At 34.4% G+C, this 24,590-nt stretch carries 18 protein-coding genes; 10 read left to right on the top strand and 8 right to left on the bottom strand.

What is annotated here, in order from left to right:
• Positions 1-512: 512 nt before the first annotated feature.
• The 4 genes from P700755_RS00150 to P700755_RS00135 form a co-directional block, all read right to left on the bottom strand.
• Entirely contained in the window at positions 513-2,669 is a 2,157-nt protein-coding gene (locus P700755_RS00150; RefSeq protein ID WP_015022728.1) for a T9SS type A sorting domain-containing protein, read from the bottom strand.
• Positions 2,670-2,731: 62 nt separating this feature from the next.
• Positions 2,732-3,241, bottom strand: coding sequence for an NADPH-dependent FMN reductase (locus tag P700755_RS00145; protein ID WP_015022727.1), 510 nt, complete (start codon positions 3,239-3,241; stop codon positions 2,732-2,734).
• Between the two features lie 361 nt (positions 3,242-3,602).
• Positions 3,603-4,124 carry a GNAT family N-acetyltransferase gene (locus P700755_RS00140; RefSeq protein WP_015022726.1) on the bottom strand — a complete coding sequence of 174 codons (522 nt, stop codon included), beginning with the start codon at positions 4,122-4,124 and terminating at the stop codon, positions 3,603-3,605.
• Between the two features lie 10 nt (positions 4,125-4,134).
• Positions 4,135-5,568 carry an IS4-like element ISPto3 family transposase gene (locus P700755_RS00135; protein WP_015022725.1) on the bottom strand — a complete coding sequence of 478 codons (1,434 nt, stop codon included), beginning with the start codon at positions 5,566-5,568 and terminating at the stop codon, positions 4,135-4,137.
• Between the two features lie 235 nt (positions 5,569-5,803).
• On the opposite strand from P700755_RS00135, the gene P700755_RS00130 reads away from it, so the two are divergent.
• The 3 genes from P700755_RS00130 (at position 5,804) to P700755_RS00120 (ending at position 8,548) form a co-directional block, all read left to right on the top strand.
• Positions 5,804-6,559, top strand: coding sequence for an MBL fold metallo-hydrolase (locus P700755_RS00130; RefSeq protein WP_015022724.1), 756 nt, complete (start codon positions 5,804-5,806; stop codon positions 6,557-6,559).
• Positions 6,560-6,625: 66 nt separating this feature from the next.
• Positions 6,626-7,993 carry an alpha/beta hydrolase family protein gene (locus P700755_RS00125; RefSeq protein WP_015022723.1) on the top strand — a complete coding sequence of 456 codons (1,368 nt, stop codon included), beginning with the start codon at positions 6,626-6,628 and terminating at the stop codon, positions 7,991-7,993.
• A gap of 366 nt (positions 7,994-8,359) precedes the next feature.
• Positions 8,360-8,548, top strand: coding sequence for a hypothetical protein (locus P700755_RS00120; protein ID WP_041758087.1), 189 nt, complete (start codon positions 8,360-8,362; stop codon positions 8,546-8,548).
• Positions 8,549-8,704: 156 nt separating this feature from the next.
• On the opposite strand, the gene P700755_RS00115 is transcribed toward P700755_RS00120, so the two are convergent.
• Positions 8,705-11,575: a TonB-dependent receptor gene (locus P700755_RS00115; RefSeq protein WP_015022722.1), complete on the bottom strand. Its 2,871-nt coding sequence runs from the start codon at positions 11,573-11,575 to the stop codon at positions 8,705-8,707.
• Positions 11,576-12,131: 556 nt separating this feature from the next.
• On the opposite strand from P700755_RS00115, the gene P700755_RS00110 reads away from it, so the two are divergent.
• The 6 genes from P700755_RS00110 to P700755_RS00085 all read left to right on the top strand — a co-directional run bounded on the left by P700755_RS00110 (position 12,132) and on the right by P700755_RS00085 (position 18,258).
• Positions 12,132-12,971 carry a hypothetical protein gene (locus P700755_RS00110; protein ID WP_015022721.1) on the top strand — a complete coding sequence of 280 codons (840 nt, stop codon included), beginning with the start codon at positions 12,132-12,134 and terminating at the stop codon, positions 12,969-12,971.
• Positions 12,972-13,008: 37 nt separating this feature from the next.
• On the top strand, positions 13,009-14,043 hold the full coding sequence (locus P700755_RS00105) for an IS630 family transposase (RefSeq protein WP_015022720.1): 1,035 nt from the start codon (positions 13,009-13,011) through the stop codon (positions 14,041-14,043).
• 1,206 nt (positions 14,044-15,249) lie between these two features.
• Complete coding sequence (locus P700755_RS00100; protein ID WP_015022719.1) at positions 15,250-15,723, top strand: hypothetical protein; 474 nt, start codon at positions 15,250-15,252, stop codon at positions 15,721-15,723.
• A 16-nt stretch (positions 15,724-15,739) separates the two neighbouring features.
• Positions 15,740-16,186 carry a DUF2147 domain-containing protein gene (locus tag P700755_RS00095; RefSeq protein ID WP_041758532.1) on the top strand — a complete coding sequence of 149 codons (447 nt, stop codon included), beginning with the start codon at positions 15,740-15,742 and terminating at the stop codon, positions 16,184-16,186.
• A 45-nt stretch (positions 16,187-16,231) separates the two neighbouring features.
• Complete coding sequence (locus P700755_RS00090; protein WP_015022717.1) at positions 16,232-17,401, top strand: DUF6268 family outer membrane beta-barrel protein; 1,170 nt, start codon at positions 16,232-16,234, stop codon at positions 17,399-17,401.
• A gap of 125 nt (positions 17,402-17,526) precedes the next feature.
• On the top strand, positions 17,527-18,258 hold the full coding sequence (locus tag P700755_RS00085) for a hypothetical protein (RefSeq protein WP_015022716.1): 732 nt from the start codon (positions 17,527-17,529) through the stop codon (positions 18,256-18,258).
• A 456-nt stretch (positions 18,259-18,714) separates the two neighbouring features.
• Here P700755_RS00085 and P700755_RS00080 read toward each other — a convergent pair whose 3' ends face one another.
• Genes P700755_RS00080 through P700755_RS00070 form a run of 3 tightly spaced genes read right to left on the bottom strand, consistent with a single transcriptional unit; the run spans position 18,715 to position 21,889 of the window.
• On the bottom strand, positions 18,715-19,563 hold the full coding sequence (locus tag P700755_RS00080; protein ID WP_015022715.1) for a DC1 domain-containing protein: 849 nt from the start codon (positions 19,561-19,563) through the stop codon (positions 18,715-18,717).
• A gap of 14 nt (positions 19,564-19,577) precedes the next feature.
• Complete coding sequence (locus tag P700755_RS00075; RefSeq protein ID WP_015022714.1) at positions 19,578-20,534, bottom strand: L-threonylcarbamoyladenylate synthase; 957 nt, start codon at positions 20,532-20,534, stop codon at positions 19,578-19,580.
• Complete coding sequence (locus P700755_RS00070) at positions 20,531-21,889, bottom strand: dihydroorotase (protein ID WP_015022713.1); 1,359 nt, start codon at positions 21,887-21,889, stop codon at positions 20,531-20,533. Before P700755_RS00070 ends, P700755_RS00075 begins: the two co-directional genes overlap by 4 nt.
• Before the next feature lie 412 nt (positions 21,890-22,301).
• Between P700755_RS00070 and P700755_RS00065 the strand changes: the two genes are divergently transcribed.
• On the top strand, positions 22,302-24,560 hold the full coding sequence (locus P700755_RS00065) for an FUSC family protein (RefSeq protein ID WP_015022712.1): 2,259 nt from the start codon (positions 22,302-22,304) through the stop codon (positions 24,558-24,560).
• The last annotated feature ends 30 nt before the right edge of the window (positions 24,561-24,590 follow it).

The raw sequence follows: 24,590 nt of genomic DNA, 5'->3' as shown, positions 1-24,590 counted from the left end.
TTAATTTAAATTCAAATTGAGTCTTATAAAATTGATTAGTCTTTTTGAAATAAGACACAAACTGTCTTAAAACATTGAGATTTTATGTTTTTTACTTTTGAAACCCACAACATACTCCTGTAATTGGTTATACCAAATTAGACCTATAATGACGCAATAAATCGTTTTACCGATATGAAATCGGCACAGGCTTTTTTCGCCTGCTTTTCATCAAAAATAATTACCGGAGCTAAGGCTATGCTAGTTATTTTTGATTTCAATCAATCAATCAAAAAATAATTCAATTTATTCATACGGCATTATAAATATAATTTGGTATTAGAAGAACATGTATGCTTAATTATTTTATAAACCTCTGGATTATAGTGAGTCTAAAATACAACGAAGTAGAATTAACATAAAAAAAATCTCTGCATTATTTATAAGTTGAAAGTCAGTTTATAGATAATACAGAGATCATATTTTAATTAAAAAATTCAAATCGTTTTGAACTTTTTTTTTAGAAGTTCAGGTTATCTTTTGATGATTCTTTTTATATAAGAAGAGTCTTTGCTAATCAACTCAAGAAAGTAGATGCCTGTATTCAGCTGATTCAAGTTCAGATAATTTTCTGATAGAGACTCAATGTTTTTTTTATAAACTTGCTTACCATTTATGTCATATATCAATACTTTATCGAAATTTACATTAGAAGTGATGAATAATTTATCATTAAAAGGGTTTGGATAGATAGCGATATCATCTTCAGAGAACTCTAGTGTTGATAGAGTCTCACAAGAAACTAAAATCTCCCATCCAGAATTATTAGCATTTGCAAAGTTGGATGTAAAACTTACAGTAATAGCACCAGTGGTATTGGAAGCCTCGAAATAAGTTGTCGTTAAATTATTTCCAGTAAGATTCTCACCCTCCAAAAATATAGGTGAGTTGATAGATTCTCCATCGTAAATCGTCATAAAATCAGCTCCATCTTCAAGATCAAAATCATTTACAGTCAAACTAATCTTATCTGCAGAATCTTCAGGATAGAATGTTTTTAGGAAATTATGATTATTCGGGTAATTACCATTTAAACCTCCTATATCTGTAAATAGTCTTCCAGAACACCAATCATCATCAGTTAGATAATTTGATTGAAATGATCCGCCCACATCACCGCTAGAGCAATTATTAGCTACTTGGATTATATAATACGTGTTGGGCTTTACATCTTCGTTAAATAGGATTGAATTGCTATTGGTAGAATTGATAGGACCAGGAACTGTATTTTGTTCATAAATTCTATATATCCAAGAATTAGAGATAACATCTTCGATATTTACAGTAAAAGAGTTTTCATTAGATTGGCTTACAGTCACTCCTGCAATAGTTCTTGTGCATGAATTTATACAGTCAGTGCCAAGACATGATTTTGTATCGATATTACTGTTCATGTATGCTTCAACCTGCGGATGAAATCCCAAGGCAAGGTTGGTTCCAGTTGCATCAAGATAGCAATAGCTCATTATAGTCCCCCCTTCTGATGGTATCTCGGCATCATCACATCCTTCTGAAAATCCATTATTTGGACCACAGGCATCAATGGCTGTATTGTCCCCATTCCAAAAACACGCATGAGTATGAGGCGATCCCAGAGAATGGCCCATCTCGTGTGATATAATCATTACTGTAAATGAATAAGTGGGTAATTCTTGATAATTTAAAAATAGTCCTGAAAAGGCATGGTTAAAATCTTGACACAAACTATCTATATAAGCAACACCTCCAGTTGCTGGTAAGTCTAAGAGATGAGCTATGTCCCCATTAAATGCAATTCTATTCTCTCTGAAAAAAATCAATTTATCTATATTGTCTCCTGTATATGGGTCTTCAACTTGCCAAATTAAGACTTCACTTAATGCAGTTGGAATATCGGAATTACTATACAATGTTGCAACAATATTATGCACCGATGTTAACCAGTTTAAAGTTAAACTCGTAGATGAAGAATTGTTTACATAAATATCATTCGTCAGTTCATAAAATACTTTAACGCAATTTGCAGAGGCAGAAGTACTATTTGAAAAATCTGTCTGAGGGACTAAATTTCCAAAGTGTTCAATTTCATATACTTGACAAGAAAAATCGTGGTCCATAGTCATTTTCGCATCGTTGTATATGACAAATTGATCTTTATTAAGAAGCTGAGCGACAATTCTATTCCCTTTAGAGGGGATTGAAATTATTCCATTCACAGTTTCATCGAAAAAACTAAAAACAGCTAAAGATTTAAAGTCATTATTAACTATTCCACGGTAATATAGTCCGGGTTTGTATTTCAAAATGTCGCCGTCTTGATTACGAACTTTAAAGTCATCTGTTAAAACTTGATGTCTTTGCATTTTAACAGATAATGTATCCCCTTGATGGTAAACATAAAAGTGAATAAACTCAGGGGTTTCTTTTTGAATAGTTGTAAGAGCTAATTTATTTACATAAATAGACTGGATGTCTGGGGCAATGTCTCTAAGTGAAGAATTTATTTTTTGTGTAGACTGCTCAAAAACAGCATACTCTTTAAAGTTTTCACTTTTTTTACTAGCATTTTCCATTGCTTCTTCAATGGATGAGAAGTTCTGAGAGAAAGTATTAGCACATATTAAAAAAACTATTAAATAAATTATTTTCATGCTATTTTTGAAACAATATATTTAACTTTAATTTATAAAACTGTTAAATTTAAAACAATACTTTAAAACAATTCCAGAGCAGCTCCAACGAGGTCTCGGACGTCTTCTGAAAGTTCAATCTGCTGGTGCTCTATATCCACATCGGTTTTATAAAGCGGAAGTTGAGAAACGACTTTAGCATCCATAGTTTGTAACGACATCAGTAAAGAGGACATCGCAAATTCACCTCTAGGAGCAATAGGTGTAAAGGTAATGGGCAAGATTCTCTTATGAGCAAATTCACCAGAAGCGGTACACCATTCTATCATATTTTTTAAAACAGCTGGGATATTATGGGTGTATTCTGGTGTGCAAATAATGATAGCATCAGCATCTATTACTTGGGTTTTGAATGTTAAAATGTTTTGAGGGACTCCGTTTTTAAGTTTATCAGGGGTAAACAATTCAAAGTTTGGTAGGAGATCGTAAACGCTCATAGTATGCTCACCTTCAGCGTAACTTTGTATCGCTTTAAGAAGATAGTAATTACTACTATACCGACTAGCCGAGCCTGAAATACCAAGTACTTTCATAGGTTCTAAGTTTATTTAGGGAAAGATAAGACGATTTGTCCCTAAATTCAAAAGAAAATAGCTGCAATATCATAAGGTTTGCTAGAGTTTGAAATGTCTTATATCTTTAAAAAATCTGCTGGTCATAGTTTAGTTCTATTTAATTATTTTTTCACGAATCATATCCTTTGTAACGGTGGTTTAAAATCCAAATGAGATTTTAGGTGCTTTCTTTTAAGCTTAAAATTTCAAAAACTATGAGGCTCTTAAGATTTTGACGAGTCATGATATGAAGATTCCTATTTAAAACGGGGAGATTTGGCTACAGTTTCTTCTCAAACAGGTAAGGAATTTATAGAGGGCATTACAATTTTTGAAAAACTTATAATAATTTCAACATTACAAAATTGGGATTGGAATGTTGGTCACTTATTTTGAAGTTGTGAGTGCCAATAATTTTAAAATCATTTTTTTTATAAAACTTAAGTCCGTTTTCATTTTCAGTCCATACAAATATCCAAAGGGCTTTTTGTTGATGTGTTCTAGCGATTTCTATATTGTGTTTTAGAAGCTCTTTGCCAAGACCAAGTCCGTAAAAATCTTTTAAAAGATAAAGCCTTTCAAATTTAGCTATTGGCGATATATCGGAAAGAGGATGAGGTTTGTCTACTATTAATTTGGAATATCCAGCCAGTTGGTCGTCAAAAAGTATTTTATTGAAGTAGATAGTGGAGTCATCAAGATCTTTTGATAAAGTGTGGGTGTTGAAGTGATAATCAACATAGTTTTGGACATCTATTTCAGTAGCACTATGTCCATGGGATTCTTTAAAGGTCTTCTGGCTCAACTCTTCGAGGGATTCAACTTCAGAGGAACTAAAAGGTTTTATACTCAAGTTTCGCACCTAATCAATTTCACTTAACACCCTGATGATTAAAGCTATGGGTATTTGTTAGAAACCCATAACTCTCAATATCCTCTATTATTTTGGATGTAATAAGTTCAATATCAATTGATTCTACTAGTTTTTCCAAATTGGTTAAAATTAAGTTGACAACTGCCAATATTCTGATATTCAGCTTATTTTCAATATAATCCTGTTTTAAATCTTTAAATAATCCGCCTATGGTTTCATAAGCCTCCATTCTGTACCGAATACTTGTAAGCAGATATTGGGTCATTGCAATTGTTATTTGTGCAATCTGGACATCAAAATTGGTAGACTGACACTTTCCAAGACCAAAGAGCTGCTTGGCTTCTTTAAAAAAGACTTCAATTGACCATCGAATACTATATACTTCAATTGCTTTTACAAATTTGAGTGATGTATCAGTGGTTATTAAGGTGTGCCATTTGCCGTTCTTCCCACGCTTTGAAATAAAGAGAGCAACCTTGAGCCCATCAATTTCAGCTATGTAATGATGGTAGTAGTAATTGAATTTACGACAGCGCTTGGGCTTTGCTTTCTGTTTTTTAAGTTGTGCTAAAGTTTTGACCTTTGATCTGACTTCAATTTTACTATTGTATTTATACATCCCAATAATATGGGTCGAACTGCAAATACTTCGTAACTTTTTAAGTAATCCCACACTTGTAAACCAGGTATCTATTAAAATATAGTCTACAGGAATTTTACGCTTTACAACCCTGGAAAACATTTGCACTACTAGGTCTGTTTTCTTTTTATTGAGTTCCCTATACCTCTTTGCCGCAACTGTTTTACTACATCTTGGTGTCTTCTTTTGGGCCTTACGCTGCTTTGCGGTTAGACCATATTTTAATCTTGATGTTTTGCTCTCACGGTGCAGACTAAAATCAATGGGGATAAAAACACTTCCATTCCAATACCCAGCCACAAGTAGCTTGAAACCTAAATAGTAGGTCTTTGACACATGGTTGTAGATCTTTGAGACTCCTTCAATAGTCTTTCCTGTTTTTGAAAGATCAGTATCATCAAAGATCAAGCATCTTGTAGGGTCTGCTGAGGGGGTGAAGAGTTCATCTTTCAATAGATATTGCTTTACAAACTGGGCCAAAAAAGCTCTCCAATTAATTTTTTGATTTGCCAAGATTCGATAGTATGAATCTTTTCCACATTTATTAAGTTCTGGATCTTTGTCAGTTGTAAGTCCATAAATAGAATTAATTCCAATAAGGGGCAAAATCAAGAGTGTAGCGATCAAATCCTCAAATGAAAAACCCGCCTTTTTGCACCAACTGAATTGTTTTTTTATTCTATTGAAGCCTAAAATATTTAGATGTGCCCGTAAATAGTCTGAATTAAACCAAACCTTATTAAACTTCCCTTTTATTTCTTGAACTTTTGCAATATATTCGTGTTGTAGCATGTTTTGTACTTTGTGTTTAGTTACTTAAAGATACAGTAAAACCAGGGGTTTCCCTTGGTTTTCATGCTATTTTTTTCCAATTAAACCCTGTGAATAATGGGTGCGAAACTTGAGTTTTATACTTATCTGCATCTTTTGATTTTTCTGCAAATAAAAGCAATAGCATCAATTTAACTTCATAATAAAAGTTGAATTATCTTTGAGCATTGGGCCAATTAAAAACAAAATCAGAATAATGACATATCATCACCTTAGAAATGCTACTGCTGTTATCGAAACAGAAACTAAGCATATCTTAGTAGATCCTATGCTTGGCGAAGTGGGAAGCATAGAAACATTCACTTCTAAACGCTTTCCGCCTTTTAGGAATCCTTTAGTCGCTTTACCAGAACAAGCCTCAGACGTATTAGATAAAACCACGCATGCCTTGATTACTCACCAACATGCAGACCACATAGATGAAGCTGGAATCGATTTCTTAAAAGAAAGACAAATCCCTATAACTTGCAGTAAGTTGGATGCGGATGCTCTAAAGTCCAAAGGTTTACATGTCGTCCAAGAATTGGAGTATAACAAAGCCGTTTCTTTTTTGGGAGGAACTATACAAGGCACTTCTGCGACTCATGGTTATGGTAAAGTAGCTGAATTAATGGGTAACGTGATGGGATTTTATATAGAATTGCCGAATGAACCTAGTCTATATTTAAGTTCTGATACAATTTACACCCAAGAGGTTAAGGACATTGTGTTCAAAAAAGAACCTGATGTAAGTGTGATCCCCTGCGGGTCTGCTCAACTCGATGAGCACGACCCAATTTTGATGACTATGGTAGATATTATAAAATTTGTGGAGGAAAGTAAAGGTCAAGTGATTTGTAACCATTTGGAAGCTCTAAATCATTGCCCTACTCAGCGAAAGGATCTTAAAAATAATATCTCTTTGGATACCTTATGGATTCCTGAAGATGGAGCGAAAAAAGAGTATACTTAACTTACTTGACTTCTTTTGAAGGCATATTTAAAATGGCAACCAAATTTGTAAATTAAATAAATTCCTATGAAAACACTTTGCACTTTTTTATTAACACTAGTTTTATCCTCAATTACTTTAGCTCAAGACATTACAGGAGACTGGCAAGGTGAGTTGAAGTTTCAAGGGAATTCTCTTGGTATAAATTTCCATATTAATGCAACAGAAAACGGATTTGCTTCAACGATGGATGTCCCTTTACAAGGTGTAGAAGGATATAAGTCTGACGCCACCACTTATATTGATTCTTTGTTAACCATCAAAATTAAGGAGTTAGGTATTCAGTATCAGGGAAAATTAGCCCTAAAAGATACCATCGTTGGTAATTTTTCACAAAATGGAATGTCTTTCAAACTTGATTTTAAAAGAGGGAACACTCTTCCGAATAGACCTCAAGAACCAAAGCCACCATATGCTTATGTGATTAAGGAGGTGAGTTATAAAAGCACAAGTGACGATGTCGTTTTGGCAGGGACACTTAGCTTACCAAAAGGAGACGGTCCATTTCCTGCTGTATTGCTTTTGAGTGGCAGTGGACCTCAGGATAGAGATAGCAATATATTTGGTCATAAGCCATTTTTGCTTTTGGCTCATGAACTTACCCAAAGTGGGATTGCAGTTTTGAGATTCGATGAGCGAGGGGTAGGAGAGTCTGGTGGACGAACTTCAGAAATGACTATAGCTACTCAAATGGGAGATGCACAAGCGGGCATCAATTTTCTTTTATCCAACACTCAAATAAATAGTACTAAAATAGGTTTGTTAGGACATAGCTTGGGAGGTATACTCGCCCCAAAACTCGCTATTGAAAACGACATTGACTTTTTAGTTTTACTAGCTGCTCCGGGGGTTAACGGTGATGTGATGATGCTTAAGCAGCGCAAAGATCTCCTTATACTAAGAGGGGCGACAGATAAACAAATTGATGGGACCAATGAAATGTTAGCTAGCCTATACTCAGAACTTAGAAAATCAAATCTAGAAGGCGAAGCTCTCAAATCAGAATTACAAAAAAATCTAGCAATTAAATACCAAACTACTATACCTGAAAAGGAGCTTAACGATATGGTAAATTCTATCGTCAATAATCTAGAATTGATGGCGATCCTAACATCTAGTCCTGCCAATTACTTCCAAAAAGTATCTTGTCCTGTACTTGCCCTTAACGGAAGTAAAGACTTTCAAGTGTCTGCCAAAGAGAATTTAGCAGCTATAGATAAAGCGTTGGGTGATGGCGGTAATACGGAAGTTGAAACTCACGAGCTAGAAGGTTTAAATCACCTCTTCCAAGATAGCGATACAGGAGATATTTTAGAATATCAACTTATAGAGCAAATAATGTCTCCGGTGGTTTTACAATTGATTACAGAATGGGTGTCAAAAATTGTAAAATAGAAACTGTAAATTCCGAAAAAGGCTTTAATCTCTATTGGGTTTAATTCCACGAGGCTTGCCTCGTGTTTTAAGAAAAGTTTGAAAACGGATGGTTTTCATCAATCAAAAACGACCATCTAAATGCCTCGTGGGCTTGCCCCAAGGATTCTTTGCTTTTTAGATGTATCAATTTTATTTATCTGATTATCAATTTTTTATTTTAACGTTAAATGTTCTTTTATGAAATTAAGCTTCACCTATTTATGTATTATTCTTTAAGTGAATTTATACTATACTCAAAATTCTTGTCAAACAGAAGAGGGATTGTTTCAATACACTGCTTAATTAGACATAGAAATATTTAGTGATGATTTCAATAAAAATGACTTGATTGATTTTATAACTCTTAAAGAAAATCTTGCAGTTATAGAGTTGGAAATTAAAAAGGATGAAAATACAAATGTGGAGACTATGGAGTTTAAAAGTTTAAACCCTCTTTTCCAGAAGATAGAAACCGAGGATAGTAAAGAGTATGGTATTATAGAAAAGATCTCTTCAAGTCACGAAGTATATTAAAGAAATCTTTTCAAAAACAGCTCATAATAAGTACTAATTTTTAGAACTTAATGGGTAATCATCTTTTTTTAAATTTACATATATCAATTCATTATAAAATAAGAGACCCTATTTCAATTTTGAAATAGGGTCTCTTATTTTATAGATTAAACAATTTTATTGGAGTGTAATACTCATTCTAGCAAAAAGGAAACGGCCGGCAATGCCAAATTGCTGAGCACGCCTTGACCAGTCAAAACGACCACCGCTTCTATTTCCAAATGCATCTTCTGCACGGTCTGGATAAATATCGAATATATTATTAGCACCAAGAGTAAAAGTTAAACTAGGAGACGCAACATAGCCGAAGGATAAATCGGTGACTAATTTTTCACTAAAAATTTGCTGATTTTCTATTGTTGGAGTTGCTTCAGTGACCTTACCAAAAAATACGTTTCTAAGGAAAACATTAAAATTTCCAACTGTATAATTATTGGTTAGATTAATTTTGGTTCTAGGCACAGCTTCTTCAAGATAAACTCTGCTATCTTGTGGGAAATAAGTATCAACAAGTCCTGCATTAGTTAAGACTTCAGAGGCCTTAATGTCGCCAACTTGTCGTGTTTGTGATAGAGTTCCAGAAAGGTCTGTGTTAAGCTTGGAATTGGTACCGATATTGGTTTTATGAGTAATGACAAAATCAAAACCTCTGGACTCTGTATCAATAGCATTAGCAAAAAAGGAAGCTCTCGAAGCATTAGCTTGTCTTAGGAGATTATCCAGTTCAGTTCCCGTTCCTGGGCCAGTAAATTGGCCCGTATAAACCACTCTATCATCAATTCCTACCCAATAGGCATCTGCTGTGAATGTAAGATTAGCTTCAGGAAATTTCCCCGTTAATCCTAAACTTATACTTCTGGAAATTTCTTGTTTTAATTCGGGAATACCTAGTAATTCAGCAGCTCTGCTATCGTTGGCAAAGGTACCCACTTCCTGTGGATCGCCATTTTGATCGAAAATAGTAGACGTAGAGTTGAAATTTAATTGATGCAAAGATGGTGCTCTAAATCCAGTATTGGCAGAAGCCCTTAAGTTGACATTGTCTGTAAGTTTATAACGAGATGCAAGTTTAAAATTAACAGTTGAACCAAAATCTGAATAGTCTTCATAGCGACTAGCAAAGCTTAATAGAAATTCCTCACTGACATCAAGCTCTACATCTACGTAACCGGCAACACTAGAACGACTTCTGTTTAATTCATTTTTTGGGCTAAAACCAGGAAAAACCTGAGCACCTCCAGGCCTTGCTGCTCCAAAAAAGTCTGTTGCTGGTTGTTGCGAAGCTAAAGTAATAACTTCTCCTGCTGAGGTATATTGAGAATAAGATGATTCTTGTCCAGCAACAATTTCGTAAGTCTCCAAACGGTGTTCTCCACCAAAAGCAACATTAAGCCCTTTAGATACATCTTCAAAAAATTGACTGACATCAAGATTGGTAGTGTTTTGAGCAAAAGAAAATCCACCAGCATCAAAAACAGTTGGAGATGCATTTTGCAAGGACGCATTGGAAGTATTACCAATGACATAAAGGAAACTATTTTTTCCATAAGTATTGCTGAAATCCACATTCCAGTCACCAACTGAACCTTTAATACCAACTGAAAGAGATTCATCTTTTACTTTAGAATTAATTTCTGGTAAAAATCCATTGATATAAGTAGGTGTAAATGTTCTACTCTGATTCGGTAGCCTGTAGAAACCTGCAGAATTTCCGTTTCTTGAACTTATTCCTGCAAACGAGTATAATTCTGTACCATCATCATCAAGAGGTAAAGCAAAATTTACAAACAAGCGACCACCCCTAAGCCTGGATTGACCAACTCTCATATTGAAATCACTTCTTACCTGATTTCTTGCTTCAAGTTCAGCAGAGGTATTGTCTACCGATAAGATATCTTGTAGTTGTTCTTTTGTTGCATTTGGATCCAAATTAAAACCAGCTTGATTACCGTATTGGATCACATCAGAAACATCATTATCTAGAAGATTGGTGATATCGTAACCATCAGCATTGGCAAATCGCTCTACAGTGTTGTATCTATTGTATACATCACCTTCCCATTCTTTCATTCTGTTATAATCTTCACGAATATCGAAGTCTCCACTAAAATTGATAAATCCACCTTTATCTCCCAAGTCCAAACCGTAACTGGCACTAACATTTGTAGTCTCTCCATCAACACCTCCAGTTTGGCTGTTGGCATTTCTTGAAAAATTGGCTCCAGAAGTTACATTGAGTTGAAGCTCATTTGTTTTATCTGTTAAAATTATATTGATAACACCAGCAATAGCATCAGAACCATATTGAGCCGCGGCACCGTCTCGTAACACCTCAATATTCTGAACAGCCGCCGCTGGTATAGCATTAAGATCTGTTCCTACACTTCCCCGACCAAAGGTTCCGTTGACATTGATCAAAGAAGACGTATGTCTTCTTTTTCCGTTGATAAGAACCAAAACTTGATCTGGACCTAAACCTCTTAAAGAAGCTGGATCAACATGGTCTGTTCCATCCGATATGGTTTGTGTGTTGGACGTAAAAGATGGTGCCACATAATTTAATATTTGGTTCAAGTTTACCTGCGGACTAGCTTTGGTAAGTTGTTGAATATCAAAGACATCTATAGCTACTGCAGAATTCACAGTCGTTCTTCCAGGGCTCCTGGAACCTATAACGACTACAGAATCAAGCTGCATACCCATCTTTAAGGTGACATTAATAGTCGTATTATTCTCAATCTTGATCTTTTGTGGGTCAAAACCAATATAAGAAAATAAAAGTGTTTCTCCCTTTTCTACCTTGATAGTGTAGTTGCCATCAAAATCTGTTGTAGCTCCTCTATTTGTTCCTTCAACCACCACAGTAACTCCGGGGAGCGGCTGGTTGTCTTGGTCTGTGATTACTCCTTTTATTTCAACTTCCTGTGCAAAGAAAGAAAAACTGAATAAAAACATTACCATTAATCGTAATACATAATTTTTTTTCATGTTAACATTTTTTGATTTATTAGACTAATTTATGCTAAAATAAGATAATTTATGTTAAAATTAAGTTTTAATTTATTTTTATTAAAAATGTTTAACATACATAAGCGTTTGTAGAAGGCTTAGCGATTAATTTCATTCAGAAAAGTTAAGTAAAATACTAATTGAGGGTTTCTCCCTCGATCCTGTTAGAGAAAAATTGAATAGTTGATTTATGTTTTGTTAGGATGCATCTAATAAATTGATTCATTCATAGTAAAACATATTGAGTGTTCTCCATTGAATTTTAAAAAGTAAGAAATTATAAATGTGAAGACCTAGGAGCTTAAAGGCTTAAATCACCTTTTCCAAGACAGTGATACAGGAGATATTTTGAATATCAACTTATAGAGCAAACGATGTCTCCGGTGGTTTTAAAATTGATTTCAGAATGGATTTGAAAAAACCGTAAAATAAGAACTGTAAATTCTGAAAAAGCTTTTTATTTTTAGATTATGATGTTTTATCTAACTATATTTATCTGATTATCAATTGTTTATTTTAATATTAAGTATTTTTTATGAAATTAAACTTCACCTATTTATGTATTATTCTTTTAGTGAACATATCCTATACTCAAAATTCTTGTCAGACAGAAGAGGGATTGTTTCAATACACTGCTCAATTAGACATAGAAATTTTGAGTGATGATTTCAATAAAAATGACTTGATTGATTTTATAACTCTTAAAGAAAATATATCAGAAGAAGAGATCATTACTTTGAATGATGATATTATCAATGTTGAAAAAATTAATCCTGAGAACTCAAATTCTCGAAGAGTTTCAATAGAGGCTAATCAGGAAATGTATTCCATTTTAGTTGATTATGATGATTCCTTCAAATTTTTTAGTTGTTTTGATTATGAGTGTTTGCCCATTGAAGGGGTCTATCAGTATTATGTTGTTCTTGAAATTAGTAGTTTGCCTGATGATTTTCAGAAAGAAGAGTTCATCAACTTTATTATCGCCAATGATCAAATTTCTGATGATGACATCAATTATCTTGAAAAGAATATTATCGATGCTGATAATGCCTTTACAGGCACCCTTTCGCCTTTGTTGGCTAGAGTTGTTTTTCTTAGGTCTTTTGAAGAATTTGGTGAAATGATGGGAGGGTTTTTAAATTCTCTTGATTTTTTCGTCTGCATTGAAGAAGGGGGTCTTTTAAATCTAGACTCTTTTGAAAATAAACCAACAAAAATGGCAGTAGTTTATCCTAATCCAATTACAAAAGATTCAAAAATTCAATTTTCAAGTACTTATAATAAATTGAATATCAGTCTATTTTCCGCAACTGGTAGTGATTTATATCAAAATGAGGTGTCGAATCTAAATGAACTATTAACTTCGAATCAATAGTTCTTTATTTATAGTTAAATATTTCGTATATTTATAGATGGAAAAAATAGACTTAAGGAGTGTTTCTGATCAGGAAAGAGGTATAATTCGAAGGGATGCTGTAAAAATGATAAAACGTGGAGATAAAAAAAAAGACATAGCTCTGTTTTACGGTGTTCATGTAAATACTGTTAGAGATTGGTGGAAGCTTTACAATAAAGAAGGTCATAAATCTTTGTCATATCAAAAACGAGGAGTCAAATCAGAAGATCGAAAACTACTCAATAAAGATCAAGAAGCTGCAATCCAAAAAATGATTATTGATGTAATGCCCGATCAACTAAAGTTAGATTATGCTTTGTGGACTACAAGGGCAGTAAGGGATTTGATAGCAAGAGAGTTTAGTATTACAATCGGAAGAAGAGCTGTCGGTAATTATCTCAACGCTTGGGGATTCACGCCTCAAAAGCCAAAAAAGAGAGCTTATGAACAATGTTCCAAAAAAGTTCAAAAATGGTTAGACGAAGAATACCCAGCAATAAAAGGGAAGGCAAAACAAGAGAAGGCAACTATCCATTGGGGGGATGAAACGGGTGTAAAAAACAATAATCATCATGGACGTTCCTATGCTCCAAAAGGAAAAACTCCTGTTAAAAAACATATGTCGAAGCGGTTTTCAATCAACATGATTTCTACAGTTACAAATCAGGGTTTAATTCAGTTTATGATATATAAAGAAAATATGAACTCAGATGTATTTATTCAATTTTTAGAACAGCTCATCAAATCGCAAGAAACCAAAGTATTCTTAATCCTTGATAATTTACGAGTCCATCATAGTAAAGTTGTAAAGAAATGGGCGGAAGAAAATGGCGAAACCATAGAACTATTTTACCTGCCATCATACTCACCTGAGCGAAACCCAGATGAATATCTGAATTGCGATTTAAAGTATGGACTCTCGGATAAACCGGCACCAAAAACACAAGAAAAAATGAAAGAAAATTTAGAGAATCATATGAAAATGCTTCAAAATGATAGCGAAAGGGTAGCAAAATATTTTAAACATGAGAGCATCAAATATGCTGCATAAAATTAAAGATCTTTAAGTGCGAGGTTAATATCTTTAAATGAATTATACCTATGGGACCATTATTTTTAAGAATTACCAATTCCGCTTCAGCTAAAAGTGAAATTATAAAAATTCTGAAGATAAAAAATCAATAGATGCTCTTTTAAATATTCATTGATTGAACTAGAACTGTTCTCTATCCACATCTATTCTCTATGTATACATAAAGTATCCTTTTACATTTTTTTCATTAATACTTGCGATTTAAGCATAATGGATCTCATGGGAATCTGAAAAGTTAAACCAGTTTCACTTATAAAACAATAGGAATCGATCTCAACACAGTTGATCCAATTTTAGGAAGAGAAGACTAGTGGGATTTTCGTTCTATGATATTTTAATAAAGAAGGAATTTGAAGACTTCTTATGGATAGATGAGCTTGGATTACAATAAGCACAGTCTCAATCTTTATTTTAAGACTAACAATTCGATAAGGTAAACCGATAGGTACAATCAGGATAAAGTACAAATGTTTTGAGTTTTAAGCTGAATTGATTTATTTCCAAAGTGGAAGTTGGCGCTGCCTAAATAGTAGCTTTTAAGTAGGTCGTTTTTTGTTTTCAAAAGAGTTTGGGTGGTGTCATTTCTATCTCTAAGTCAAGATTAGAAGCTCTTGGTGGTGTGGATGTGTTCAGTCTTAGAATTGATTACCCACTTTCAAAATTCAACCTTCATTTTAGTGTTGGTTATTAAAATTTAAGCGGTGCCAAAGTCCGACGTTTACAGCTCAACCAATACCATATCGATGGAACCAGACTAATTAACATCCAAACCACATTCGAGCCAAAAGAATTATTTAAAGTTCTCAATTTAAATTCACTTTGGGTTCACCGAACTTATATGACTAATGAACACTAAGACTTATTTTTAATAGGTATAACTTTTACAAAATAAATTTAGCCGTCAATTTTCACTTCTGAATTTTGTTTTAAGAGCTATAACTCACTATTATTCATTTGATAAAAATGATATATAAAATTTATTTATAATATATATTAACTTTTTTTGAATAAATAAATTCCTTAAATTCTTATTTATGGAAATAAGTATATTTTATAAAGATTTATTTTAAAAAAAACAACCAATGTATCATAATTTAAAAATATTAGGAAGTTATCTACTTCTCATTTGTTTTATGTTTTCATGTTCTGTGGAGACTGAAAAGCATGAAATCACAACGTTCTGTGGAGACTGAAAAGCATGAAATCACAACACCTGTTCTTGATCTAAAGGCTATAGGTCCTCTTTTTGAAGGGTCAAACACAGCAACGGCAACTTGGGAATTCTCTTTGGAAGATTTATTTCCAAAACTCGAAGAGACTATCAAAATTGAAAAAGCGCAAGTAAAGTCAATTCAAATTCAGACTCGAGAGGGAATGGATTTTCCAAAGATTGGGAAAATGGTAATTGAAATGACATCTAAGTATACAGATATGACTAAGATTGGTCTTTTAGACGATAATATTCAACCCAACAAAAAATACACTTTTCAAGTGGCAGATGAGCAAGAAGATTTGCAAACAGCAATTTCAGACGAGCGTATCACTTTTATTGGAGATTTTGACATGCTAGAAGATGAATATTACGAAGATGTTATCTTCGATTTAATAGTGACTTTAGAAATTGAAACCAAAAATTAATTTAATATTGAAAACTATGAAGACTAAGCTTTTTTTGATCACATTTTGTTTATTAGGTTACTTTAGTTTTGCTCAAGAAGCAGGCGATATTGTTGGAGTATGGGAACCAGGACACGGTAAGGCAAAGGTGAAAATCGATAAGATTGATAACAAATTTTACGGAAAAATTGTTTGGCTAAAAGAGCCTATCGATCCAGTTACTGGAGAGCCTAAAGTAGATAAAAATAATCCAGATGAAAGTATGCAAAATGCACCTTTGCGTGGCTTCCGTATTTTAAAAGACTTTGAATATCAAGGCGAAGGAATATGGGAAGAAGGTACTATATACGATCCAGAAAATGGAACAAGCTACAGCTGTATAATTACTATGAAAGATGAAAACACCTTAGATATTCGAGGTTATGTGGGGGTAAAAACCTTTGGTAGAACAGACACTTGGAGAAGACTTATTAGAAAAAAATAACTATCAATTTAAACATTAAGTTGTTGAGGTTAATACCTTTACTAAATGTTTTTAATCAATCTTGGACATATGAATTACAATTACAAAATTTTTGCGCTGCTTGTACTTTTTGGTTTTGGTATGAATACAATTCAAGCTCAAGAGGATGAAGAAGATTACAGTAAGTATGATGATTTTGAATTGGAGGATGACACTCCGGTAAAACGCTATGCTAGTCCTAAAATTTCTGGGATGAGTCCCCAGAAATTTATAGGGGTTAGTTTTGATGCTCAGATGCCCTATAAGTATGAGTTTTCAAATGTCACCTTTCCTCAATCTCTTGATAATGGTTTTGATGTAGATGAGGAGAATCCAGCTATTAATGAAACTGGGCGAGCAAATTTTACTGGTGGTTTCAGATTGAACACCAACATTCCTATTATTTCAAAAAGTAGTTTTGTTTGGCAATCGGGAATTAATTTTATGGATACGCGTTATAATATAAGAGAAAATTTGAATTCTCCTCGGTCTCCAACATTCCTTCCAGATGGGACCGAAGCAAGAAGTTTAGGTCGTATTCTAAATGAGGATGGACTTCGAAATATCAACTGGACCAATACCTTCTTTTTCCCTCTGAATGAGACAGAATTTTTAGTGTTTCAAACTCAGATGGATTTAAGTGGTAATTACGGTTTGGACGAATTCCAGTCTTTGAGCACCATTAGATATAGTGCAGCTGCTATCTATGGAAGACGGGTAAATGATTATTTCCGATGGGGAGTAGGTGTATCTAGAACATATAGAGTCGGAAATCTAAATTATGTGCCTGTTATCATGTTTGATTGGACTTCTGATAATAAAAAATGGGGAACAGAGATCTTATTTCCAGCTAGAGCGTATTTGCGTTACAACATCAACCAAAACTCACTTCTTCTTGCAGGATTTGATTTAGAGGGTCAAAGTTACCGCATAGATGATTATTCAGTTAATGGAAATTCTTATGAAATACGAAGAGGAGAAGTTAGACCTAAATTGGAATTTCAAACTAAAATTTCAGGATACATCTGGGCAAGTGTCCAAGCTGGACTCAGATATGATTGGTCTTATGATGCTGATGAATTAGACGGTGATGCAGATTTTTTTAGAGGATTTTTTGGCGACCAGGATTTTGGAATGGTAAATAGTTTTGAAAATCCTTTTTTCTTTAATGTAGGGCTTAATTTTGTAAGTCCATAACGTGTAACAGTGCGACTTCAATAGCATCCTTAGAGTAGATGTTTAGACCATAATTGTATTGGTTCACTTAACCATTAGAACTCTTATTTTTCTAAATTAAGAGTTCTAATCTAATTCCAAAACTGATGAAATGCCTACTCTTTTTATGTGTCCTTTTTCTAGGTCTATTTATTTCAAAGGCACAAACTATGGATGGAGCTTGGACGCTTACCTATCTAAACGGTGAGGCTGTAACCAATCGAGAAGTTATAAAGATTGTACAGGAGGGTTACTTTGCTTTAGGATCTAGGGATGTATTGGATAATTCATTTCTAGGAGCAGCCGGAGGTGAGTTTCGTATAGATAATAAAAATCTTATAGAAATTAGAGACTTTGATACTTATGATGATTCTAAGATCGGGATAGAGCACCAGTATTTAATGACTTGGGTTAACGAAAGTAGTATTCAACTTTCAAGTGCAACCTCGAACAAGGTTTGGGAAAGGGTTTCTATAAATAATGACGATCTAAATGGTAATTGGGTCATTACGGGTAGGCAACGCGATGGAGAGATGAAGACTATGACACCAGGTGATAGACGTACCGTTAAAATTCTGGGAGGTGGTCGTTTTCAATGGATAGCGTTTAATTCTGATACTAAAACTTTAGGAGCTAGTGGTGGTGGAACATACACTGCCCAAAACGGTATTTATACCGAGCGTATTACTTTTTTCTCAAAGGATAAAGATCGAGTAGGGGCAGATCTAGAATTTAATTATGAGGTTATAAAGGGAGAATGGCATCACCAAGGGAATAGTTCCAAAGGACAGCCCATCTACGAAATATGGTCATCTTACCAGAAGGCTTACCAAAAATAAGTGTGATTTTGGAGATAGCATTATTCCAGTTCTTAAATAAACCAATTTTGTGGACTAAGCTATTTGCTTGCATATATAAGCTATCGACAACAAAACCCTTGGGTTTTGAGAATAAGCCGTAGACATTTCGATAGTAAAAAAGATAAAATTGATTGCAATTATAGACCTAAGGTATTTTTTTTGATTTTCTTTAAATTCAGTTTGTTCAGCGCGTTCGGTTGAGATTTCCTTCCAACTTAGATTTACTGCTATGATTGAATTTTCTATGTGGTATTATTTCACCAGTTTGAGCAGAAGACCAACTTTCAATTTGGAATGTTAAAGTCTTAGTTTACACTACTTAACATGACATCCAATTTCGTTCAAATTATATTTTCTTTGCTTACTCAATTTTAAAATCCATTTTGGTCATTAAAAAAATTTCTATTCCATGCCTTATTCCTATTATTCATTCATTTATGGATTGCAATAATCGCAATACATGGGGTCTTCTGTTCTTTTTTTATGTGGATACATGTCTTCTTTAGTAAAATTGCATTTCTGGCAGCTATATATAAAACTTAATGTCGAGTTGGTAGGCAATCCACACCAGCTGCATTTTAATCCTTTCTTAACATCCGATATTCCAAAACCAGGACTAGTACATCGGGGACAGCAGGAATTTACTTTAGCAATCAAATTTTTGGTTGCATTTTCAATGACAGCCATTCTGCTTGGGTTGAACATTGCTCTCATATCCGTTTCTGCATAAACAGAATCTAACGTGTTCATCAGTTCTTTAAAGGCCTTTTTTAATTGACTTACATCTGTTATCCCTTTTATTATAGTAGTAGTGTCCGTTTTTGACTCACGAAGTATAAGGCCATGCGATGGGAATTTTACCAATTCTGCAAAGTCCAATAGATCTGTCTCTGTTTTAATTTCCTGACCATTAAAATTGGTTTCCATACTTAATTCTCTGGCTATAATTTCCAAGTTGTTTTTCTTATCAATAAAAATCAAAAACTCATCATCAGCACTTGTAAAGAATACGGAAGGATGAGCGCCAAAGGAACCTTCACTAGCTACACCTAACTCACAATTGCTTAGTTCCATTGCCTTCAAACATTTTTGCCTTGCAGTAGCTATGGGGTCTTGTTTTCTTTCTACCTCGCCAGAAAAAGTTCCCCACTTGTCTGTATCGAAACCCTCTTTTATAAAGCATGATACTCCTAAAGCCTCCTCTAAAAGAGGTGCAATCACTCTTTCCTTTTCGTGTTTTGTGGCTATGACTAGACGTCTATTTTTAAATAAAGCAGTATCCATGAAGTAAGTAATAATTATTTTATGGCTCTTTCTAATCTATCATTAATAGATTTACCTAGACCAACATCTGGAAATCTTTCAGCTACAATTATATCTAAATTTAAGTTATCTAGTTTATGTAATGTACTGTAGAGCTTGGAAGCAGCTTCCTTTAAATCTCCAGATTTTGATAAGATTTCTATATGTTCAAAACGCGTGGTATTCAGCTTTCCTTGGAATCTTAGGACACCAATTTTCTTACTTTTGTTATTTTCAATAAATTCATCAATATCGTCCAAAAGGTACATCTTTGTTTTGGGGGCGTAGTGTTTTGCTAACATTCCTGGGGCATTAGGGGTTGTGTCGCTTTTGTTTCTTATCTGAATTTTTCCAATTATTTTTTCAATTTCTTCTACAGAAATAGCTCCTAGCCTATAGAGTATAGCTTCGTTATTTTCGAAGCCAATAATGGTAGATTCTATTCCGTTTTTGCATTCACCACCTTCAAGCACCATAGGTAATGCGTTTCCAAAATACCCTTCAACGTGATAAGAACTTGTGGGACTAATCCTGTTATAGGGATTTGCGCTTGGAGCTGCTAGTGGAAAAGATAATTGTTTTAACAAACTTAGAGTAACGGGGTGGTTTGGAATTCTAACGCCAACGGTATCTTTACCCCCAGTTACTATCTCAAGTATGTTTGATTTTTTAGGCAAAATTAGCGTTAAAGAACCAGGCCAAAAGGCTTCAGCCAGCTTTTGAGCCTTAATCGGAAATTCACGTGCTACTTTTTCAAGTTGGTCGATAGAAGGTATATGAACAATTAACGGATTAAATAAAGGTCTTTGTTTGACCTGAAATATTTTTCGAATTGCTTTTTCACTATAGATATTTCCTGCCAATCCATAAACAGTTTCGGTAGGTATTGCTACGACATCTTCTTTATTTAGGAGTTCAATTGCTTTTGAAATGTCACTTGAAATTTGGGTCATTTTTGTTTCTCTTTAGTATTGAAATCTATGGGCATCCCAAATGTATCTTCCTTAAAACTACCATGGTCATAAATCAAATTTCCATTTACAAAAGTGTGTTCAATTTTTGTTTGAAATGCTGTTCCTTCCAGAGGAGACCAACCGCATTTGTAAAGCAGGTTGTCTTTGGTCACTGTCCACGGGTTGTTTAAATCTACTAAGGTTAAGTCAGCGTAATACCCTTCTCGGATAAATCCCCTGTTGGTCATACTATATAAAATAGCAGGGTTATGGCACATTTTTTCGACAATTTTCTCTAATGAAATGAGGCCTTGTTTATAAAACTCCAACATACAATTGAGCGTATGCTGAACCATGGGTGCACCCGACATAGATTGAAAATAGGGTTGTTGTTTTTCTTCCAACGTATGCGGGGCGTGGTCTGTGGTTATAAGATCTATTCTATCATCAAGTAGTGCCTTTAATAAGCCTTCTTTGTCTTTTTTTGTTTTTATGGCTGGATTCCATTTAATAAGCATTCCTAATCGCTCATAGTCGACGTCTGAAAACCAGAGGTGATGTACAGAAACTTCGGTTGTTATTTTTTTTTCTTTCAGTGGGATATCGTTACGAAATAAATGAGTTTCTGCTTCCGTAGTTAAATGCAAAATATGCAATCTGGCGTCGTGTTTTTTTGCTAAATCTATAGCGCGTTTGGTAGCTTCATAACAGCCTTCAGTGCTCCTGATCACAGGATGAAATTTTGCAGGTATATCATCGCCGTATTTCTCTCTAAAGGCCTGTTCGTTTTTTTCTACAATTTCTTCCTTTTCAGAATGAATGGCGATAATAGATTTGCAGTTGGCAAATAGTTTTTCCATTATTTCAGGATTATCTGCCAGTAGATTTCCTTTTTTGGTAAAATACAAGCCATCATCAGAAACACCAATAAATTGGCTTGTATCCATTTTTACAACCTCATCTATATTATCACCATTTACACCGAGGAAGAAGGAGTAGTTTGCTAGTGATTTTTTGGAAGCAATGTCAAATTTTTCTTTTAAGCTTTCAACAGTCAAGATATTTGGAACTGTATTTGGCATATCTATAAAAGAAGTCACTCCACCAGCTATAGCGGCTTTGCTTTCGGTGTATAAGTCGCCTTTATGGGTTAGGCCTGGGTCTCTAAAATGAACTTGACCATCTATGATTCCTGGGAAGAGGTGTTTGCCAGTGCCGTCTATTATTTTGTGGTTTGGGTTAACCTCAATCTTTCCAATTTGCTGTATAAGTCCCTCAGCAATGAGTACATCTACAACTTGTATTTTCCCTTCATTCACAAGAGTTACATTTTTAATTAAAGTGCTTTCATTCATTTTATTTGTCTAAGAGTTAGATTTTTTTTGTATTTAATTAAGGCTGTTCTTTACATTTACTCCTCATTTATAAGTGGATTTTTTAAAAAAGCAAACCATATTATATTTTTAATCCTTGTTGTCCGATAAAAAAGAAACCCAAAAGAGGGCTTTTTTAAATGAATTGTAATTTAGTATTGTGAAATACAATACACGATGGGTAAAAGTAATTGTTTTTCAAGTAAATCTGTTTTCGGACAGCTGATTTCTTCAATTGACTACAACACAAAATCAGTCAGTACTGAAAAGGGTTTTAAAAACAGTTAATGTTTGGTGATTTTATAGTCATGTTTGAACACCTACTAAAATAAACTTACTAGACAATGCTTCCCCCACAATTACCTTAACTTTGTTTTTAAACATAAATAACTGCTTGAAAGAAAAACTCAAACAACTAGAATTATTTTTAAAAAGCACCAATTTTGACCGTGGTATTCGGCTTGGGGTTGGGGTAGCTGTGCCTTTTGGTGTGATGTATTTTTTAGGATATTTTGAATATGCGTTACCTGTTGCCGTAGGTGCTTTTTTAAACGCACCTGGAGACATTCCTGGAAGTAATAAGCGTAAAGTTAATGCTGTCTTGATAAGTATTGGGCTAACCATGCTTATTACTAGTATCATCTTATTTTCAAAACCTTTCTTACCTCTTTTGCTGTTGGTCATTATAGTTATTTCGTTTGTAGTATCACTCATTTCAGTGTATGGTTTTAGAGCGTCTTTGGTTTCCTTTTCTGGTTTGCTGGCCATGGTCCTCGCTTTTGCCGCTCAAAAAGAAACAGCACATGAAATTTTTGTTCATGTCGCCTTGATGGGAGTTGGAGGGCTTTGGTATTTGACCCTATCTTTAATTTTTCAAAAGATTTTTCCTAAAAAAGATCAGAATCAACTCTTGTCAGATACGCTCCATCTCATAGGGGACTACCTAAAATTACGAGCAAAACTATTAACCAAGAAAAACAAGCGGGATGGACGCCTCAATCAAACCTTCGTCCTTCAACATCAAATCAACGATAAGCACGAGACACTTCGAGAAACACTTCTTACAGCCCGTAAACGTTCTGGGCGTTCGCGTTATGAAGAGAAGCAACTATTGATCTTCCTTTCTTCCATCAAGATTTTTGAATTGATAGAAGCTAAACATTTAGATTATAAGACAATCGATGGAATTTTTGGCGAGCATAAAGAATTTCTAAAAGCCTTCAAAACCCTGAATAAAGTTATGGGTAACCATCTCATACGCTTGTCAGAATTATTGATTCAAAATGATGAAATGCCAGATAAAGAACATTTATTAAAGGCGCTTTCAAATGCTGATGATTCCATCTCAAATTATATCGATGCTGTGAAATTACCCCAAGCGCGCGAGGGTGCTTTGGTATTGAAAAATTTATACGATTATCAAAAACAGTTACTTCAAGAGATCAAAGCTATTAGACGGGTGATGGCAAATGTCCAAGAAGCCTCCAAAGTCTCCTTAAAAAGACAAGATTCGAGTCAGTTTTTAACACTCCAAGAATACAGATTGAATGTTCTTGTTCAAAACTTGAGTTTGGATTCCACCATGTTTAGACATTCCTTACGTCTTAGCATTGCTATTGTTCTGGCCTATCTATTAGGTTTTCTTTTGGATATTCAAAACACCTATTGGATTTTGCTAACGATCGTTGTTATTATGCGCCCTAGCTACGGCTTAACCAAAGAGCGCTCAAAAGATCGTATCATTGGAACCCTTATAGGCGCTGGAGTGGCTGTTGGTATTGTGCTTATTACTCAAAATGTAGTGGTCTATTCTGTATTAGCATTAGTATCGTTGATATTTGCATTTGCATTAATTCAGCAAAATTATAAGTCTGCAGCTGCATTAATCACCATCAGTATTGTCTTTGTGTATTCCTTAATCAATCCCGATGCCTTCGAGGTAATTCAATACCGCGTCCTCGACACCCTAATTGGAGCGGCAATCGCCGTTGTTGCAAACTACACCATATTTCCTAGTTGGGAAGCAAACAATCTCAAACAGGTGCTTTTGAATGCTTTAGAAATGAATAAAAAATACCTCTTAGCAACACAAGAATTATATCAAGATCCCTCAACAAACAAACTCTCTTATAATCTGGCAAGGAAAGACGCTTTTCTGGCGATTAGTAATTTAAATGCAGCCTTCCAACGATTGACGCAAGATCCAAAATCGAAACAAAATGAATTCCAATTAATTTATGAAATGGTGACACTCAATCAGACTATGATTTCTGCCATTGCGTCCATCGGCAATTTTATCATTAATCATAGAACCACTCCTGCTTCTGTAGAGTTTAATCTACTTATCCAAAAAATTGCCAACACGCTACAGATGGCTTGTGATAGCTTGGACCCTATTCAATTAAAGAAAAAAGTTTCTGAAGAAACCGGGGAAGATGCACAGGAGAAGTTGTTGGGCAACTACCAACATTTATCAAAAAAGAGAGATGAAAACATCAGACAAGGTTATACTGAATTAGACACTGAAACGCTTCATGCCCTTCAGGAAGCCTATTTGATATCCAATCACATGGGCTGGTTAAAATCGCTTTCAGAAAGCTTAGAAAAGGCAACAGAACGCTATCGGTATTCTATCATCGATAAACAGTCGTGAAGGGGTGGATGTTTTGGATATATGGTTATT

The organism is Psychroflexus torquis ATCC 700755 (assembly GCF_000153485.2).
Classification (GTDB): Bacteria; Bacteroidota; Bacteroidia; order Flavobacteriales; family Flavobacteriaceae; genus Psychroflexus; species Psychroflexus torquis.
The sequence above is the reverse complement of the archived record's forward strand: the minus strand, read 5'-3'. Positions and strand labels throughout refer to the sequence as shown.

Coding starts and splice junctions, on each gene's coding strand:
- P700755_RS00110 (WP_015022721.1), top strand. CDS start 12,132: ATGAAATTAAACTTCACCTATTTATGTATTATTCTTTTAGTGAACATA.
- P700755_RS00080 (WP_015022715.1), bottom strand. CDS start 19,563: ATGGATACTGCTTTATTTAAAAATAGACGTCTAGTCATAGCCACAAAA.
- P700755_RS00130 (WP_015022724.1), top strand. CDS start 5,804: ATGACATATCATCACCTTAGAAATGCTACTGCTGTTATCGAAACAGAA.
- P700755_RS00135 (WP_015022725.1), bottom strand. CDS start 5,568: ATGCTACAACACGAATATATTGCAAAAGTTCAAGAAATAAAAGGGAAG.
- P700755_RS00085 (WP_015022716.1), top strand. CDS start 17,527: ATGAAATGCCTACTCTTTTTATGTGTCCTTTTTCTAGGTCTATTTATT.
- P700755_RS00115 (WP_015022722.1), bottom strand. CDS start 11,575: ATGAAAAAAAATTATGTATTACGATTAATGGTAATGTTTTTATTCAGT.
- P700755_RS00150 (WP_015022728.1), bottom strand. CDS start 2,669: ATGAAAATAATTTATTTAATAGTTTTTTTAATATGTGCTAATACTTTC.
- P700755_RS00095 (WP_041758532.1), top strand. CDS start 15,740: ATGAAGACTAAGCTTTTTTTGATCACATTTTGTTTATTAGGTTACTTT.
- P700755_RS00070 (WP_015022713.1), bottom strand. CDS start 21,889: ATGAATGAAAGCACTTTAATTAAAAATGTAACTCTTGTGAATGAAGGG.
- P700755_RS00105 (WP_015022720.1), top strand. CDS start 13,009: ATGGAAAAAATAGACTTAAGGAGTGTTTCTGATCAGGAAAGAGGTATA.
- P700755_RS00090 (WP_015022717.1), top strand. CDS start 16,232: ATGTTTTTAATCAATCTTGGACATATGAATTACAATTACAAAATTTTT.
- P700755_RS00145 (WP_015022727.1), bottom strand. CDS start 3,241: ATGAAAGTACTTGGTATTTCAGGCTCGGCTAGTCGGTATAGTAGTAAT.
- P700755_RS00125 (WP_015022723.1), top strand. CDS start 6,626: ATGAAAACACTTTGCACTTTTTTATTAACACTAGTTTTATCCTCAATT.
- P700755_RS00075 (WP_015022714.1), bottom strand. CDS start 20,534: ATGACCCAAATTTCAAGTGACATTTCAAAAGCAATTGAACTCCTAAAT.
- P700755_RS00100 (WP_015022719.1), top strand. CDS start 15,250: ATGAAATCACAACGTTCTGTGGAGACTGAAAAGCATGAAATCACAACA.